A 16223-nucleotide genomic window follows, 5' to 3' on the forward strand; every position below is an offset into this window, starting at 1 on the left:
AAAATTATGGCACAAGGAAAATGGGAACTAGACGCTGCACATAGCGAGATAGAATTCAAAGTAAAACACATGATGATTACGAACGTTAAAGGGAACTTTGACAGTTTTAAAATAGATGTTGACGCCGATGGTGAAGATTTTAAAAATGCCCTAGCGAAAGTTGTTATTGACACTGCGTCCATCAATACGCGTAATGAGCAACGTGATGGTCACTTAAAAAGTGCAGATTTCTTTGATGTGGAGAAATATCCAGCAATTACATTTGAAGCAACAAGCTTGGAGAATAATGAAATTAAAGGAAATTTGACAATCCGTGACGTTTCTAGACCGGTGTCTTTTGACTTAGAATTTGCAGGTATCCAAAAAGATCCTTGGGGAAATACCAAAGCTGGTTTTATTGTAGAGGGCAAAATCAAACGTTCAGAATTTGGCCTTAATTGGAATGCGGCATTGGAAACAGGAGGGGTAATGGTGAGCGACGATGTAAAATTTAGTGCTGATATTCAGTTTATAAAAGCTCAATAAGCACAATATATAAAATAAAATTTGGTAGGAGAGTGGAAATTCGTACTTTTGTCGCGGAGAGTTGGCAGAGTGGTCGAATGCGGCGGTCTTGAAAACCGTTAACTGTCACAGGTTCGGGGGTTCGAATCCCTCACTCTCCGCCAAGTGCAAATTTAAAGTTTTAAAAAAGCACTGAAAAATGTGAAAATCCTGCAAATCAATGATTTGCAGGATTTTTTTTGTTTGTGGATATTGGTGAAATATGTAAAAATACTCAAAAAGTTTGTGGCACATTCGTGGCACTTTTCAAATTTTTAAAAAGCGCCACAAAAAATATTATTAAGTACTTAATGTTAAGTATATGCTTAGGTTAACGACTTGAGTACTTAAATCTTTGGTTCGACATTTATAACCCTTAAAAAGTTTGATTATGTTAGAACAAAGTTATGGGCTAAACTTCTTTCTAAAGAGCCCAAGAGAAAAAGCCGAACTATCCGCATTGTCTATGTTCGAATTACGGTAGATGGAATTTCAAAAGAATGCTCAAAAAAAAGACATTGGGATGTTACTAGATGGAATCAAAAGGAAGAAATGGCTATTGGCACCAAAGAGGATGCTAAGGAACTGAATTTCTTTTTAGATTCATTTAGAACAAAGATTAATAGTCATAGAACATAACTGTTGAATAATGGTTTTCCTTTCTTAATGCTGTAATGGGTAGGAAATGTTCTTTTTAATATACATAATTGTAAAATATGAAAAGCGGGCAGAGCTATAGCGTGTTAGCTCCGCTCAAATTTTTTCTGAAAAATCAGAAAGAATAGCAAGCACCTTACTAGTTCTTTTTTTATTTAATCTATTCATGAAAAACAACCATTATAAACAAAATCGTGGACTCCTATTATTTATATTAACACCTATTTCTATTTTATTTTCAAGTGATTAAATGATAAAACAACGAGCATTTACGTATATTCATTGAATGAATTTAAATAGTTATTAATTAACTAAATCTAGCTCTATTTGCCCTCATTTTTGGTCGCTTTGTGCAGCCTTCACGCATGCTTGTAGTACCTTTAAAGCGCATTTTGCTTTATACATGAACAGTGCTTTATCTGTGCTTTATCTGTGCTTAGCATGTGCTTTATCCCTACTGGGGCTGTGAAGCTTCCGTTTTTTTCCTTCGAAAAGGCACTAAAAGGAAAGTGAATATTAACCTATAGTTATAGAAAAACACTTGTTTTTTTGCCCTGTATCAATGTGTTTTGATAGGAAACGGAATGAACAACTTTTTGTTAGGGAATAAAATTTCCAGTCACGAGTGAGTATGGTACTACGAGGAACAGCCTTCGAGCTGATCCAAGGCAACTGATCGGTTTCATATGTAACGAATACAGAGATTGGGAGCACGAAATCCCAATAACTTATGTAAATTAGGTAAGCAGCAAAGAGCGTTTTCTGTTAACAACACAAAACGCTTTTTTTTGTTTAATTATTTACTTATTAGCTTTTAAAGGCATAAAATATGGGCGGAAAATTGATTTTACAGCTCTCGCTTTTGGTCGTACAGCTATTCTTATGGCAAAGCTGTACGCATAACTCACATCGGGTGACAGCAGAAAATAATAAAAATGAGATTACTGCAGTGTCAATTTCTACGGTTGGCGGATTTACAGTAACACCTTCAAAAGGTTATACGATGAAGATAACACGAGATAGTGTTTATTGTCTGTTTTCTGCAATTGATACAGCACAGAGTACGATAAAATCATACGGCAATACGGAAGACAAATGGAACTCGCTATTAGATAAAATTGATTTGGAAAAATTTATTGCCGCTAAAGAGGAGGAATCGCGTCAGCCATACGATGGAATAGATATAAAAATAAGCATTACAACAAAAAAGGGGCAATATGTAAAACTGAATGCTGATGATAACCCTAGCTGGAGTCGTGTATATAGACAATTGGAGGGATCTTTTTCCCCGAAGTTACTTGAAAAAGAAAGTAAACATTAGGCAAGGGAATTAATTAAAAAAACTTTTGCATACAGGAGCTTTTCGTAACTTAGGTTGCTCTTCATTTTTCGCTGCGGAAATAGGAAAGAAGATTTTTTGACATGCTAAACAACGCAAATAAAATATAAATTAACATGGATGAGCAATTCAAAAAACAAGTATATGAGGTTGCAAAGCTGATTCCCAAAGGTCGAGTAACGACTTATGGAGCCATAGCAAAAGCTTTAGGTTTTCCTAACCACTCAAGGCACGTTGGGAAAGCGATGGGAGGATGTCCGAAAGATGTTCCTGCCCATCGTGTTATATCAAGTAGCGGTACACTTGCGGTGCCTGGATTTCAAGAACGGCTTGAAGCGGAGGGGCTTGTTGTGAATAATTTACGGATCAAGGATTTTAGGAAGTTGTTTTGGAATCCGATGGACGAATTAATCGATTAATTTAATAACATGAAATACTGTGCTTTTCTACGCGGCGTCAATGTGAAGGGAACCAACATGAAGATGGCGGATGTCTGTCAGGTTTTTAAGGACGGCGGTGTAACTGACGTTACTTCAGTACTGGCTTCTGGAAATATTGTTTTTTCGTCGGACAAAGCGGCCGACCCGCTCAAGCGGCTATTGGAGGAGTCCATGTCGGCATATTTTTCTTATGAAGCTTTTTTATTCATCCGGTCGCAGGAAGAGGTGGAATTGCTGCAGGCAAACATTCCGTTTGAAATGCATACGGACTTCCATGTATATGCTTTTGTAGGGACAGAAGGTGTCGAAACCATACTGATGGATGAATTCAGCAATTCGACGCAGGTGCCAGGGGAGAAGGCTGAAATTGTCAATGCGGTCTTTTATTGGCGTGTGCCTAAGGGAAATACTTTAGATTCCAGTTTTGGAAAGGTATTAGGAAAAAAGAATCTTAAAGATAAGATGACAAGCCGGAATATCAACACCTTTGAAAAGATATTGAAAAAAATGGGTTAATCAACGGAAAGAGCCCGGATAGTGCCGGGCTCTTTTTTGTTTTATGGAATTCAACCGGGCGCAAAGCGGTTCCCCGGATGAAAACTTCTATGGCATTAATCTTAATCGATCTCAGCCGATTTAGCCCAGATATTAATATGGCCATCTTTTGCATAAAGATCAATTTCGTGAATTTCCTCCGGACTAAACGACAGATTTTTCAGTGCACCAACGCAATCAACAACCTGTTGTGGTCTTGACGCACCAATTAGTGCCGATGTAACTTGCTTCTTACGTAATACCCAGGCAATCGCCATCTGTGCGAGCGACTGTCCTCTACGCTGTGCAATTGCATGTAAAGCCTGGATGTTCTTTTGATTTTCTTCGTTCAGAAATTTCGTCTGAAGTGATTTGGATTGCGAAGCGCGACTATTCTCCGGGATATGCTGTAAATATTTATCGGTGAGCATACCCTGTGCCAAGGGAGAGAATACGATAGAACCGATGCCTATCTCATCCAAGGTATCAAGCAAACCATCGGTTTCTACCCATCTGTTTAACATGGAATAGCTGGGCTGGTGAATAATAAAAGGTGTACCCAATGATTTCAGGATCGCATAGGCCTCTTTTGTGCGTTGCGAGTTATAGGATGAAATACCGACATAAAGTGCTTTTCCGCAACGGACTAGCTGATCCAGTGCCAACATGGTCTCCTCCAAGGGGGTATTGGGGTCGAAACGATGTGAATAGAAAATATCGACGTAATCGATACCCAGGCGCTTGAGTGATTGCTCACAACTTGATATCAGATATTTACGGCTTCCCCATTCTCCATAAGGCCCATTCCACATGTGATATCCTGCTTTTGATGAAATAATCATTTCATCGCGTAGGCCGTAAAATTGTTCTTTTAATATTTGTCCGAAGGCCTTTTCGGCGCTCCCAGCAGGTGGACCGTAATTGTTTGCGAGGTCGAAATGGGTAATTCCCAAGTCAAACGCGGTTGTGCAAATATCAACTTTGGTTTGATGGGGTGTGTCGTCACCGAAATTATGCCACATTCCCAATGAGATGGCAGGCAATAGAAGACCGGATTGACCACAACGATTATAGATCATATCTTGATATCGGTCTGGATTTGCTGTATACTGCATAGTCTTGAATAGTTTTAATCCAAACTAAGATAAATTTATGCTTATTTGCAAGTTTTAATTTTACACGACGTATGTAATTTTTTAGTGCAGGGCAACTTTCCGAAGAATCCAATGCAGATGTCCTTCAAGCGCATTTGGAAAACTACTGCGTGATGTCTTTTATAAATCGAAATTTAATGTATTTTTATATGAAATCTAAGAAACTGATTAATTCGTACTATGAGGAAAATTCTGACCATCCTATGCTTTCTTTTTATTGTATTGGGGAATTGTTATGCACAATCAAAACATCTGCTTTTCAAGACTGATTTTGGCGATTTTAAAGTTGTACTTTATGACTATACGCCCAATCATCGCGATTTGATGTTGCGATCCATTCGGGATACTGTGTATCAGGGAGCATTGTTTAATCGCATTATTGAAAATTTTGTTGTGCAGGGCGGAGAGCATGATATTGATATTGAAAAACGTGAGGTAGCAGATCCCCTTCATAAAAAACCACGATTGGCAGCAGAGTTCGATGACCGGGCTTTTCATAAAATGGGTGCTCTGGGGGCAGGACGGGATGGAAATCCGGCGAAAGCATCTTTTTTGAATCAGATCTATTTCGTGGTTGGAAAGAAAATCACGGCAGCTGAACTTGATAGTCTGGAATTAAAGAAAGGCATAAAATATACTGCAGCACAACGTAAGGAGTACTTAGCTCGCGGAGGACAGCCAAGACTCGATCATGATTTTACCGTTTTTGGTGAAATTTATGAAGGCTTTGATGTGATCATGAAAATAAGTCGTGTAAAAACGGATAAGCAAGATTATCCACTTCATAAAGTGCCTTTTAAGATTGTTGAAATAAGTAAATAACCTTGACCACCGAATTTATATTGATAAAAAAAGGGCTTAATTGCCCTTTTTCTATTTACGATGTTGATCAAATTCTTCTTTAAGCTTCTGATAACGCTCTTTCCACTCGTCTGGTAGCTTTTTCGGGATATCTTTGAGACTTTTCAGCTGAAATGCAAATACACAGGCTGCGAAACCAACCGTACTAATAGCCATTCCTGTCCAGATTACCAGTGAGAAACCGGCAAATAGTGGATTCCAAAGCAAGATAAAGCTGAAAATAATGCCTAAAATGGCAAATAACAAATTCCAACCCCAAGATTTACTACCGTAATTTTTGAGATCAAAGGAAAAGGACAGTAGTTGGAAGGATTTAAAAAGTGCATAAAAACCCACGATAAATGCCAAGGTGCTTGCTGACAACAGCGGATTGGCAATGAGCAATATGCCAAATAGGGTATAGAGGATGCCCCCGGTGAGGTACCAGCCCCAACCATCCACTTCATCTTTATTCTGCACAGCAAAAATGATTTCCAAAATACCGGAAATAATAAATGACCATGAAAATAGAATCGCTAATGTGAGAAATGCAGCAACAGGTGTGGAAATGGTATAGAAACCCAAAAGAATTAATAGAATTCCGATAATCAATGGGATATACCAGTGCTTGATGGATGTCCGGATCGTTTTAAAAAATGAATTTGCCATAATAATGAGTTAAAATATTGCAGATAAAAAAGCCCCATTGATTTCTTAACGAGGCCTTACATATATAAAACTGATTAAATTAGGCAAAAGAAAAATGTACTAGATCTTTCCAGTCTCTTTTAAAAGTTTGTAATATGCATACACGATATTGATTTCAGCATTTGTGTATTTCAATTCCGCTTCAAGTTTTGAGTTTGATGCATCCATGATATCGACGATCAACGCCAATTGGTTCAAATACTTTTTCTCAATAATACGATAGTTCTCATCTGCAAGGGCTTTATTGTACTCCAAAGTCTTGCGTTGTGAGTAGGCCTCATTGTATTTAATGTATGCAGTATTAACAGCTACGCTGGTTTTTTGTTTCAGAGCGCTTGCGTATTTCTCGTTTTTTTCAATTTGTAGATCATTTAGCTTAAGCTTTTTTCCTGTTGTGTAGACTGATGAAATCGTATAGCTCAGGGAGATACCAGTATTCCAGGTATTCATGTATTTGTCGATCACCGGCATCACATTGGTGATGGGTTTCACAAGACTGTTTCCCGCGAATACGCTGAGGGCAGGGGATCGTTCTGATTTTGTAATAGTCTTTTCTGTCAGCAAAAGCTCGGTCTCTTTGGCCGCAAGCTGAAGGCCCGGGCTGGATACATAAGCATCTTGTTTCAAGCTCGCGAGGTCTGACAGCTGAAAGCTGCTATCTAATAGTTTATCATCCGGCTCAATTACTGTACCCTCCTGTAGTCCTAACGCGACTATAAGCTCGTCATTCAGGATTTTCCGATTGTTTTGAATGACCTCTTTCGCTAACTCCAATTCAGATATTTGCAATTGGTTTCGGATGACATCATTTTTGGTGATCATGCCCTGTTTATATAATTTTTCCGTCAGGTCTAGCCTTTTGTGGGCAAGCTCAATATTTTGATTATAGACAGCCTCCTGATTTTTAAGTTTAAATAGATCAAGGTAGTACCCTAAAACCAAAATTTTAATGTTCTGTTCTTCATTCTTATGATCTAATTCAGCCAGCTCCTCACCCAAGGTAGAGGCTTTGATGCTATTTTTTACCACACCTCCTTTCCAGATAAGTTCTTTCGCCTCCAAAGCATAATTATTGCCGAAATGGGGTAGAGGTACCTTTTCCGATCCTGATAAGTCTTTGTCGATCAACGCGGCATTGCCGAGGTAAAAGGCAGATGCCGAAGCGCTGATTTCGGGAAGTCTTTTTAATTTTGCAACTTCTGTTTTTTGTTGGGCGATACTTACGGCTGATGCCGAAACGATAAGATTTGGGTGGTTATGGATAGCAAGTTCGAACAGTTTTTCAATTGTTATTTTCCGGCTGTTTATGCTGTCTTGACCGTATGTTTGATTGCAAAAGAATGTAAAGAAGCATAACGTCAAGTAAAAACCTATTTTTCGGGCTCTTGACTTCGTATTCATGGTATTTAACTTTGTTTATATATGTGATACAAAGTTAGCATGCCTTGGGGTGACAAGAAATGTTTGATTCCTGCTTTATGATGTTCAATTGGTAACAAGATTAGCTTGCTGTTCACGAAATAGCTTGGGTGTTATCCCGACATGTTTTTTGAAAAACTTGCTAAAAGCATATTGATCTGAAAAATTAAATTCTTGTGAGATCTGATTGATTGTTTTGGTAGAAATGGTGAGCTGCGCTCTAGCTTCTGTGACTAGCCAGTTGCTAATAATTTCAGAGGGCGATTCTTTTGTAATCTCCTTGATGCTGATCGACAGGTACTTGATGGAAATATTGAGGCGGTCGGCGTAGAATGCTAGATCGCGCTGTTCTTTGTAGTGATCGGCTATAAGCTGTAAAAAATGAACGGTAATTTCTTCCTTTCTTTTGTTGTGTGTCTTTCCGGAGCTTTCGCCGGCGGCATAGATCACATCGGCCAAAAGGTAAATAATCGCCATAAAAATATTGATATTGGCTTTTTGGAGAAAATCCTTCTTCGGATCGATCGGTTTTTTACGGTTGCTATGTAAAGTGGATAACAATGTCCAGATAGCTTCAAAATCGTTGGGGGCAGGAGTAAAGGGTGTGGAGCGATTGGCATTGATTAACCGATACGCATCGTATCGACTGATCGACAATCGTATTCGGTTGGAAAAATTCCGGTCATAATGGAGTATTTTAAAAACAGCATCGTTACTAATTGCTGTAAAGCTGTAGTACTTATTGTATCCGATAAAGAGGATATTGCCAGCTTGAAGATCGGTGGGGGTACCATTGCTATTGACCTGAATAGAGCCTCTATACAGCAGGATACAAGTCGTCCATAAGGGATGATAGTGGTAGTCTTCTCCGTGCGCAGGAAGTTCCGATTGATCTATAAGTTCTATTTCATTCATTTTTTCAATAAAAAAGTAAGGAATAGCGTAGGCAACTTTACCGCTATAGTAGCAAAAATTTGTTCTATGCTGTTCAGCAAAAAGGGACAATCAATTTCTTTTGTGCTGGAAGCTCTACAATATAGGATTTATGGAGCAGCCTTAGACCGACTCCATAAATTCTGTATTATCGCTCTTAAAAGGCGACTTTTTTAGGGTCCGATCCAGAAAAACCCATTTCAGGGAGTTCGAGGATAGTTTTGATATCGCTTGCTGTCAGCTCAAAATCGTCGATAGCTAAATTTCTTTTTATATTATCGGGATTGGTTGATTTTGGCAGCGGCAAGATGCCCTGGGATAAAGCAAATTTGATACAGATCTGTCCAACACTTGTATTCTTTTCTTTTGCCAGTGCAACGAGTGTTTCATCCTGCAATATTCTGCCCGAACCCAGTGGTGACCAAGCCTGAACAAGGATGTCATTGGATTGGCAGAGCGCCACGGTATCTTCCTGAAGATAACCCGGATGAAATTCAATCTGGTTCACAGCAGGTACGATTGTCGCTGACTCCAATAATTTGGCGAGGTAGTCTTTTGGAAAATTACTCACACCGATAGCTCTTATTTTCCCCTGTTGATACAGATGCTCAAAAGCTCGCCAGGTATCGGCGTTGATGTCAGACCAGTTTGCAAACTGTGTTTCATTGGCTGGCCAGTGAATCAGGTAAAGATCGAGATAATCCAATTGTAGATCGCTGAGTGATTGTTCAAATGCAGCAATTGTCTTATCGTATCCACGCTCGGTATTCCAGAGTTTTGTTGTAATAAACAGTGAATTACGATCTATACCACTGTCTTTTATAGCCTTTCCAACACTCTTTTCGTTTCCATATATAGCCGCAGTGTCAATATGTGTGTATCCAGCGGCAAGAGCTTCTTTAACTGCCTGATAAGCTTCTTCGCCCTCTGGAATTTGCCAAGTTCCAAATCCAATTGCCGGAATTTCAACTCCATTGTTCAATTTGAATGTTTTCATTGTCAGTTGTGTTTTTTAATTTGAGCTAAAATAGGATTTCGCCTGTAGTATCCGGTCACTGAAATGTCAAGAGGGATACTTTTGGGCGGAGGTGAAGCGACTTATTCTGTATTGCCAAAATATATTTATTTTCACAATTTTATTGTCAAAAGGGGTGCAATTCCTCGTTAATTATGGCATTAATTCTTATCTTTAGGCGAATTTTTGAGAAATTCAGATTTTTCAATTATTTCACATAGCATTAAAAATTAAACATATTTCTAATAGATTACTATGTCAAACAAATCAAAAATTGTTTGGACAAAAACAGATGAAGCTCCTTTATTAGCGACTTATTCGTTTTTGCCTATCGTTCAAGCGATTACAGCTACAGCTGGTATCGATGTTGAATTGAGAGATATCTCTTTAGCAGGCCGTATTCTTGCTAGCTTTCCAGAATTTTTAAAAGAAGATCAAAAAATTGCTGATGCATTGGCTGAGTTGGGTCAGTTGGCAACAACTCCTGAAGCAAACATCATTAAATTACCGAATATCTCCGCATCAATTCCGCAGTTAAAAGGTGCTATCGCTGAATTACAGCAAGCAGGATACGCTGTTCCGAACTATCCTGATGAAGCGACCACAGATGAAGAAAAGTCAGCCAAAGCTAAGTATGCAAAGGTATTGGGTTCTGCTGTAAATCCTGTATTACGTGAAGGAAACTCGGATCGCCGTGCGCCTAAAGCGGTTAAGAATTATGCAAAAGCAAATCCACATAAAATGGGTGCTTGGGCGAAAGATTCCAAAACAAAGGTGTCATCCATGACTTCAGGTGATTTCTACGGTTCAGAGCAGTCTGTAACCGTTGAAAATGAAGGCCAATTTAAAATTGAGTTTGTTGATGCACAAGGTGCAGTAACAGAATTAAAAGGACTTTCTGCGCTGAAAGCAGGTGAAGTTATCGATTCTTCAACGTTGAGCTTAACTGCATTGAAAGCTTTTGTAGTTGATGCTATCGCTGAAGCGAAAGCCGCAGGAGTATTGTTGTCTGCGCATTTAAAGGCAACAATGATGAAAGTTTCTGATCCGATTATATTTGGTGCTGTTGTTGAAACTTATTTTGCGGATGTTTTTGCGCAATATGGCGATTTGTTCAAAGAGCTGGGTATCAATAAAAATAACGGTTTAGGCGAGGTTTATGCTAAAATCGCAGGTCATGCAAAAGAGGCTGAAGTGAAAGCTGCTATCGACGCTGCTATCGCAAATGGTCCTGCTTTGGCGATGGTAAATTCGGATAAAGGCATTACAAATTTCCACGTACCTTCTGATGTAATTATTGACGCTTCTATGCCAGCAATGATCCGTATCGGTGGTAAGATGTGGAATAAAGACGGTCAAGAAGAAGATACGATTGCTATGGTTCCTGATCGTTGTTACGCTGGCGTTTACGAAGCGACAATTGAAGACTGTAAGGAGCATGGTGCCTTAGATCCAAAAACAATGGGTTCTGTGCCAAATGTAGGTTTGATGGCGCAAAAAGCTGAGGAATACGGATCCCATGATAAAACTTTTCAAGCTGCAGGAAACGGCGTTATTCGCGTGGTGGATGCGGAAGGAAATGTTTTCATGGAGCAAAAAGTGGAGACAGGAGATATCTTCCGTATGTGTCAAACGAAAGATGCTCCAATTCAAGACTGGGTGAAATTGGCTGTAAATCGTGCTCGTTTATCTGAGACACCAGCTGTATTCTGGTTGGATGAAAACCGTGCACATGATAGAGAAATCATCAAAAAAGTAGAAAAATACTTACCAAACTTTGATACAACTGGTTTGGATATTCGTATTTTATCTCCGATTGATGCGACGAAATTCTCTTTGGAACGTATTCGTAAGGGCGAAGATACTATTTCAGTGACTGGTAACGTATTGCGTGATTATTTGACGGATTTATTCCCGATCTTAGAAGTGGGTACATCAGCTAAAATGTTGTCGATCGTTCCATTGATGAATGGTGGTGGTTTATTTGAAACAGGTGCTGGTGGTTCGGCTCCGAAACACGTCGAACAATTCCTTCAAGAAGGTTACTTGCGTTGGGATTCATTAGGTGAATTCTTGGCACTTGGTGCTTCTTTGGAACACTTGTCTCAAACACAAAATAATCCAAAAGCGCTGGTATTGGCGGAGACATTGGATGAAGCAACGGAGAAATTCTTGGCGAACGACAAATCTCCAGCACGTAGAGTTGGTCAGATTGATAACCGTGGATCGCATTTCTACTTGACACTATATTGGGCGCAGGCTTTGGCAGCACAAGCAAAAGATGCTGAATTAGCTGAGAAATTTGCGACCGTTGCAAATGTGTTAACAGAAAATGAAGCGAAAATCAATGAAGAATTGATCGCGGCTCAGGGGCATGCGCAAAACATCGGTGGTTACTATTTCCCGAATGATGGATTGGCAGCTAAGGCAATGCGTCCGTCTGAAACATTGAATAATGTAATATCTAGTATTTAAGCGGTAATCGTTTTCATATAAAAAGAAGCCCAGTTCAATTGATCTGGGCTTTTTTGTTGTTTGCGAAAAGAAGTAATTCTGCTATTTTAATGGATATTTGACACCTGTAAAGGTCATCTTAACAGGTATGATATGTCCATTTTTGTCAAATTTCATTTCTTCGATACAGGTTACCCGCTCATTGGCTCCATCTTTGCCAAGCGGTCTACGGTGATAGACAATAAAATATTTGTCCTTGTTGGGGACTTTGATGACTGAATGATGCCCGGCGCCAACAGCGACTTCAGGATCTCGTTCCAATATTGTTCCGATGCGTTCAAAAGGGCCAAAGGGCGAGTCGGCGATGGCATAAGCGACTTTGTAGTCGGGGCCTGTCCAACCGCCTTCCGACCACATGAAATAATATTTTCCATCTTTTATAAACATAAATGGTCCTTCGACGTAATCCTTAGGGGTGATTTCCTTGTAAAAGGTACCGTCATCAAAAGGGAGCAAGCCTGTGAAATCTGGTTTGAGTTTGACCATATTGCAGTGCTTCCAACCGCCGTAATACATGTAGAAAGTGCCGTCTTTATCTTTGAAAACAAACTGATCTATCGGCTGAGCACCATTGATAATATCGTTAATTAAGGGTTTGCCCAATAGGTCGGTATAAGGACCTTCTGGCTTGTCGGCTACAGCAACCCCAATGCCTCCGATCTCTCCTTGATGCACATCATTGGCTCCGAAAAACAGATAATATTTCCCCTTGTTTTCCAACACCGCAGGTGCCCACATGGCTTTTTTCGCCCATTTAACGTTGCTGTTCTCCAAGATACGGCTATGTTTTGTCCAGGTGGCCAAATCGGAAGATGAAAACGCGTCAAAGAATATCTGCTCTTCATAAGGCGCTGAATAGGTTGGGAATATCCAGTATTTATTTCCATAGATAATACCTTCAGGATCAGCGTAGTTTCCCGTGATAACAGGATTCTTCTGGGCAAAAAGTGTCGCGGTTAAAAGTAAGGTTGTTGATGTTAAAAATGTTTTAATCATTATGTCGGTTTAAACTTGTAAGGTACGGGATAGATTTGATTGGGATATGTCTAAATGGATCATTTATATGCCTATTTGTCTCATTGTTTTTTGAAATGTTAAAATTTTGTTAAAATCTTATTATGCTTTCGATTGTTTCCGATTTATTTCACATATTTGTTTATGTCATTTCCAAATGGCATAAATACTTTTCATAAAATAGGTTAATAATATGGCTAAGATACCCAAAGTCTCCCAGACTTTGGGTGTTTTTTTATTCTCGCTCCAATCCAAAAATCATCACTAGTTTTCTGTCGTTATATAAATTTAAGGTTTGTTCGGCTATGTCAAATTGAATTTGTTTTTGTTCAAAAATTTGAAAAAAGTCATTTTCGATATTTATGCCATTGCAGGCGCGCATGGTGCTTGCCAGGTGCAGAAAGCTGATTTTATCGTCTTTAATGGCGAAATTTCCCCAAAAATTGTTGCATCCCGTTGTACCGGTAATCGTGCCATTTCTGGCATCGAACCCGATACTTGCTTTGCTGGAGCTGACATCCTTTCCATTTAACTGAAGCAGATTCCATTTAAAACGAGCAAGAAATGCGGCCACACTGGGCAGTTCGTTTGTACGTTCTTTTGATAGGACTTCAATTAAACTATAACTGACGGAGTCTGTATCTTTTTGTTTCGTTTGTTTTACACGAATGCGGTAACGGTAGCCCTCCTGGTAATCGAAACCTTGAATTGTTGAAGTGAGGTATTCCCATTTATTCCTTTTATCAGATTTTACCTGCAGACATTTCAGTTTGCCCAGGCTCTGGGCATTCACGTAGTTTTCTCCAACTTCCCATGTGGCCACTGCTGTATTTTCCGATAGTGATTTTGTAAGTGTTTTGGCCAAGGTGTATGTCGAACGTGAACCGTTTTGACGTTTGAGGATCTTGATGTCGTATTCAAATTTGGGGTCATAATCAAATTGCAAGATTTCAGCATAGAATTTCTCCCAATCTTTGCTGTTGTAGTATTTGACAAGATAGGGTGGTGTTTGCCGAAGACCTGATTTTACTTTTACGCGAAATGAAGAGCTCTGGGCAAGCGAGCTGTGACAGGGGAATAAAAGTGTTAAAAAAAGGAGTAATGAACTGTATGTGGAAGGCTTCTTCATAATTAGAATGTAAATATCAATAAAAACGTATCTTTAAACATGAATATTGCACGAGTGAACCTGTGCCTGCTGCTTGTATTTTCTCTGTTAAGTCTGCAGGTTTACGGCCAAAATAGGAAGGATTATTTTAAAACGCAAATTGCCCTCGGGGAATTGACGGATCCACTACTGAAAGAGGTGTCTGGCATTACACCGGCTTATCTGGAGGGCAATTTTTGGGTGCATAATGATAGTGGTGATGGTGCAACGATTTATTTAATCGATCATCAGGCCAAACTACTGAAAAAATTTTCACTTGAGGGTGTATCGGTCGTCGACTGTGAGGATATCGATCGAGTGAAAATTGGGGATACCTATTTTCTCGTCCTTGCGGACATCGGAAACAACGCCGGGAAAAGAACCTGGACATGCCTGTATGTATTTCCTGAGCCTCAGGCCGATGATGCTGGGCTTATTCCGAAGAAGTCAATTCGGGCTATCTTTCTTAAATTTCCGGGCCAGAAACGTTTAGATGCCGAATCGATTATGATTGATCCAATAGACAAAATGTTGTATGTAATATCTAAACGTGAATTTCGATCGACTGTTTATTCCGCAGCGGTATTTACAAATTCTAAACAGCAGTATTTTACCTTAAATAGCGTAGCGGAGCTGCCATTTACTTTTGCTACTGCCGCCGCTATAGATCCGACCGGTACACAGTTGCTTGTAAAGAATATTACCCATATTTTCTATTGGCAGAGGAACCGGAGTGAATCCTGGAAACAGGTATTCCAACAAAAGCCAGCTATTCTGCCTTATCAGGTGGAGCCACAAGGGGAAGCGATAGCTTTCGATAGCAAGGGAAATGGATTTTATACAATTAGCGAGCGTCCATTTGGTTTAAAATCCTATCTTTATTTTTTTGAAAGAAATCAATAAATTTATGATAAACACTAGACCTATTTTCAGTTATTCGGTGCATAATTTTCATCAAACCGAGCCTATCAAAAACTGCCTATTTTGTTCAAGAGGTATTAGGCTTATGTTAATTGCCTTCGTTTTATTTTTATTTACCCTCACGAACGCGTTTGCTGCCAAAGTGGACACCCTGTCCATTCAGAGCCCATCCATGGGTAAAGCAATTAAAACTGTCGTAATTCTTCCTCAAAATTACTCGAACAAAATCAGTTATCCGGTCCTTTACCTTTTGCATGGTTATTCTGGTAATTATAGCAATTGGGTTAAAAATTCAAGTGTGAGCGCATTGGCGGATCAGTACGGTTATATGGTCGTTTGCCCTGATGGTGGTTTTGGAAGCTGGTACTGGGATGTCGCGAATGATAAAAACTACCAATATGAAACTTTTGTGTCCAAAGAGCTGATCGATTATATGGATCAGCATTATTCGACGATCAAAGATCGGAGCGGAAGGGCAATTACGGGATTAAGTATGGGTGGGCATGGTGCGCTGTCGCTGGCCATAAAACATCAGGATAGCTATGGCGCTGCAGGAAGTACAGCTGGTGGGGTAGATTTTAGACCTTTTCCCTTAAACTGGGAAATTAAAGATCGCATTGGGAATTATGCTGATGTACCGCAAGAATGGGATAATCGTGTTGTTATTAATATGGTTCCCAAATTAGTCAATAATAAACTTCGCCTAATCATTGATTGCGGTAAGGAAGATTTTTTCTACACCGTGAATGTTGCACTGCACGATAAATTGATGTACCATAATATAAATCATACCTTTGTTACAAGTGAAGGTGGACACAATTGGGAGTACTGGTCTCGGTCAATTGTTTATCAAATGGCTTTTTTCAAGGGATATTTTGATCAAGCGAAGAAAAGTGAAAAGAAAAATGGATAAATATTTGGCATAAATGAATAAAATGCTATTTTTGTTAAACAGAGACCTTAACTAACAAATTATAAACTTATTATTAAGCCTTACAAATTGTAAGGCTTTTTTATTATTTTCAGCAAAATTTTTGACTTCACT

At 39.3% G+C, this 16223-nt stretch carries 15 protein-coding genes and 1 tRNA gene; 9 read left to right on the top strand and 7 right to left on the bottom strand.

Features of this window, described 5'->3' with window-relative positions; all coding sequences use genetic code 11:
• Positions 1-6: 6 nt before the first annotated feature.
• The 5 genes from M2419_RS09640 (at position 7) to M2419_RS09660 (ending at position 3495) form a co-directional block, all read left to right on the top strand.
• Complete coding sequence (locus M2419_RS09640) at positions 7-525, top strand: YceI family protein (protein ID WP_153848580.1); 519 nt, start codon at positions 7-9, stop codon at positions 523-525.
• A 55-nt stretch (positions 526-580) separates the two neighbouring features.
• A tRNA-Ser gene (locus tag M2419_RS09645) sits at positions 581-668 on the top strand.
• Between the two features lie 1361 nt (positions 669-2029).
• Entirely contained in the window at positions 2030-2521 is a 492-nt protein-coding gene (locus tag M2419_RS09650; RefSeq protein ID WP_153845874.1) for a hypothetical protein, read from the top strand.
• Between the two features lie 134 nt (positions 2522-2655).
• Complete coding sequence (locus M2419_RS09655) at positions 2656-2958, top strand: MGMT family protein (RefSeq protein ID WP_153845875.1); 303 nt, start codon at positions 2656-2658, stop codon at positions 2956-2958.
• 9 nt (positions 2959-2967) lie between these two features.
• A complete protein-coding gene (locus M2419_RS09660; RefSeq protein ID WP_153845876.1) occupies positions 2968-3495 on the top strand; it encodes a DUF1697 domain-containing protein in 528 nt (175 codons plus the stop codon).
• A gap of 101 nt (positions 3496-3596) precedes the next feature.
• Here M2419_RS09660 and mgrA read toward each other — a convergent pair whose 3' ends face one another.
• Positions 3597-4628: an L-glyceraldehyde 3-phosphate reductase gene (mgrA, locus tag M2419_RS09665; RefSeq protein WP_259254879.1), complete on the bottom strand. Its 1032-nt coding sequence runs from the start codon at positions 4626-4628 to the stop codon at positions 3597-3599.
• A gap of 219 nt (positions 4629-4847) precedes the next feature.
• Between mgrA and M2419_RS09670 the strand changes: the two genes are divergently transcribed.
• The gene (locus tag M2419_RS09670) at positions 4848-5489 is read left to right on the top strand and encodes a peptidylprolyl isomerase (protein WP_153845878.1); all 642 of its coding nucleotides are present in this window, start codon (positions 4848-4850) and stop codon (positions 5487-5489) included.
• A gap of 51 nt (positions 5490-5540) precedes the next feature.
• On the opposite strand, the gene M2419_RS09675 is transcribed toward M2419_RS09670, so the two are convergent.
• From M2419_RS09675 to M2419_RS09690, 4 genes are all read right to left on the bottom strand, one after another.
• On the bottom strand, positions 5541-6176 hold the full coding sequence (locus M2419_RS09675; protein ID WP_075992464.1) for an HdeD family acid-resistance protein: 636 nt from the start codon (positions 6174-6176) through the stop codon (positions 5541-5543).
• A gap of 99 nt (positions 6177-6275) precedes the next feature.
• Positions 6276-7616 carry a TolC family protein gene (locus M2419_RS09680; protein ID WP_259254881.1) on the bottom strand — a complete coding sequence of 447 codons (1341 nt, stop codon included), beginning with the start codon at positions 7614-7616 and terminating at the stop codon, positions 6276-6278.
• A gap of 84 nt (positions 7617-7700) precedes the next feature.
• The gene (locus M2419_RS09685; RefSeq protein ID WP_259254882.1) at positions 7701-8549 is read right to left on the bottom strand and encodes an AraC family transcriptional regulator; all 849 of its coding nucleotides are present in this window, start codon (positions 8547-8549) and stop codon (positions 7701-7703) included.
• A gap of 175 nt (positions 8550-8724) precedes the next feature.
• Positions 8725-9564 carry an aldo/keto reductase gene (locus tag M2419_RS09690; protein WP_159726897.1) on the bottom strand — a complete coding sequence of 280 codons (840 nt, stop codon included), beginning with the start codon at positions 9562-9564 and terminating at the stop codon, positions 8725-8727.
• Positions 9565-9837: 273 nt separating this feature from the next.
• Here M2419_RS09690 and M2419_RS09695 point away from each other — a divergent pair, with 273 nt between their 5' ends.
• The gene (locus M2419_RS09695; RefSeq protein ID WP_182332190.1) at positions 9838-12057 is read left to right on the top strand and encodes an NADP-dependent isocitrate dehydrogenase; all 2220 of its coding nucleotides are present in this window, start codon (positions 9838-9840) and stop codon (positions 12055-12057) included.
• Between the two features lie 81 nt (positions 12058-12138).
• Here M2419_RS09695 and M2419_RS09700 read toward each other — a convergent pair whose 3' ends face one another.
• Both M2419_RS09700 and M2419_RS09705 read right to left on the bottom strand, forming a co-directional pair.
• The gene (locus M2419_RS09700; RefSeq protein WP_159726893.1) at positions 12139-13092 is read right to left on the bottom strand and encodes a glycoside hydrolase family 43 protein; all 954 of its coding nucleotides are present in this window, start codon (positions 13090-13092) and stop codon (positions 12139-12141) included.
• 253 nt (positions 13093-13345) lie between these two features.
• The gene (locus M2419_RS09705) at positions 13346-14239 is read right to left on the bottom strand and encodes a DUF4377 domain-containing protein (protein ID WP_259254883.1); all 894 of its coding nucleotides are present in this window, start codon (positions 14237-14239) and stop codon (positions 13346-13348) included.
• Between the two features lie 39 nt (positions 14240-14278).
• Between M2419_RS09705 and M2419_RS09710 the strand changes: the two genes are divergently transcribed.
• Positions 14279-15160 (top strand): hypothetical protein, encoded by an 882-nt coding sequence (locus M2419_RS09710; RefSeq protein ID WP_259254884.1) that lies wholly within the window; start codon positions 14279-14281, stop codon positions 15158-15160.
• Positions 15161-15263: 103 nt separating this feature from the next.
• The gene (locus tag M2419_RS09715; RefSeq protein ID WP_259254885.1) at positions 15264-16091 is read left to right on the top strand and encodes an alpha/beta hydrolase family protein; all 828 of its coding nucleotides are present in this window, start codon (positions 15264-15266) and stop codon (positions 16089-16091) included.
• Positions 16092-16223 lie beyond the last annotated feature (132 nt).

It is taken from the genome of Sphingobacterium sp. BIGb0116 (assembly GCF_024808035.1).
In the GTDB taxonomy this organism is placed as follows: Bacteria; Bacteroidota; Bacteroidia; order Sphingobacteriales; family Sphingobacteriaceae; genus Sphingobacterium; species Sphingobacterium paramultivorum.

What these genes read in the sequence shown, in the direction of transcription:
- M2419_RS09640 (WP_153848580.1), top strand. Translation starts at nt 7, where the DNA reads ATGGCACAAGGAAAATGGGAACTAGACGCTGCACATAGCGAGATAGAA.
- M2419_RS09650 (WP_153845874.1), top strand. Translation starts at nt 2,030, where the DNA reads ATGGGCGGAAAATTGATTTTACAGCTCTCGCTTTTGGTCGTACAGCTA.
- M2419_RS09655 (WP_153845875.1), top strand. Translation starts at nt 2,656, where the DNA reads ATGGATGAGCAATTCAAAAAACAAGTATATGAGGTTGCAAAGCTGATT.
- M2419_RS09660 (WP_153845876.1), top strand. Translation starts at nt 2,968, where the DNA reads ATGAAATACTGTGCTTTTCTACGCGGCGTCAATGTGAAGGGAACCAAC.
- mgrA (WP_259254879.1), bottom strand. Translation starts at nt 4,628, where the DNA reads ATGCAGTATACAGCAAATCCAGACCGATATCAAGATATGATCTATAAT.
- M2419_RS09670 (WP_153845878.1), top strand. Translation starts at nt 4,848, where the DNA reads ATGAGGAAAATTCTGACCATCCTATGCTTTCTTTTTATTGTATTGGGG.
- M2419_RS09675 (WP_075992464.1), bottom strand. Translation starts at nt 6,176, where the DNA reads ATGGCAAATTCATTTTTTAAAACGATCCGGACATCCATCAAGCACTGG.
- M2419_RS09680 (WP_259254881.1), bottom strand. Translation starts at nt 7,616, where the DNA reads ATGAATACGAAGTCAAGAGCCCGAAAAATAGGTTTTTACTTGACGTTA.
- M2419_RS09685 (WP_259254882.1), bottom strand. Translation starts at nt 8,549, where the DNA reads ATGAATGAAATAGAACTTATAGATCAATCGGAACTTCCTGCGCACGGA.
- M2419_RS09690 (WP_159726897.1), bottom strand. Translation starts at nt 9,564, where the DNA reads ATGAAAACATTCAAATTGAACAATGGAGTTGAAATTCCGGCAATTGGA.
- M2419_RS09695 (WP_182332190.1), top strand. Translation starts at nt 9,838, where the DNA reads ATGTCAAACAAATCAAAAATTGTTTGGACAAAAACAGATGAAGCTCCT.
- M2419_RS09700 (WP_159726893.1), bottom strand. Translation starts at nt 13,092, where the DNA reads ATGATTAAAACATTTTTAACATCAACAACCTTACTTTTAACCGCGACA.
- M2419_RS09705 (WP_259254883.1), bottom strand. Translation starts at nt 14,239, where the DNA reads ATGAAGAAGCCTTCCACATACAGTTCATTACTCCTTTTTTTAACACTT.
- M2419_RS09710 (WP_259254884.1), top strand. Translation starts at nt 14,279, where the DNA reads ATGAATATTGCACGAGTGAACCTGTGCCTGCTGCTTGTATTTTCTCTG.
- M2419_RS09715 (WP_259254885.1), top strand. Translation starts at nt 15,264, where the DNA reads ATGTTAATTGCCTTCGTTTTATTTTTATTTACCCTCACGAACGCGTTT.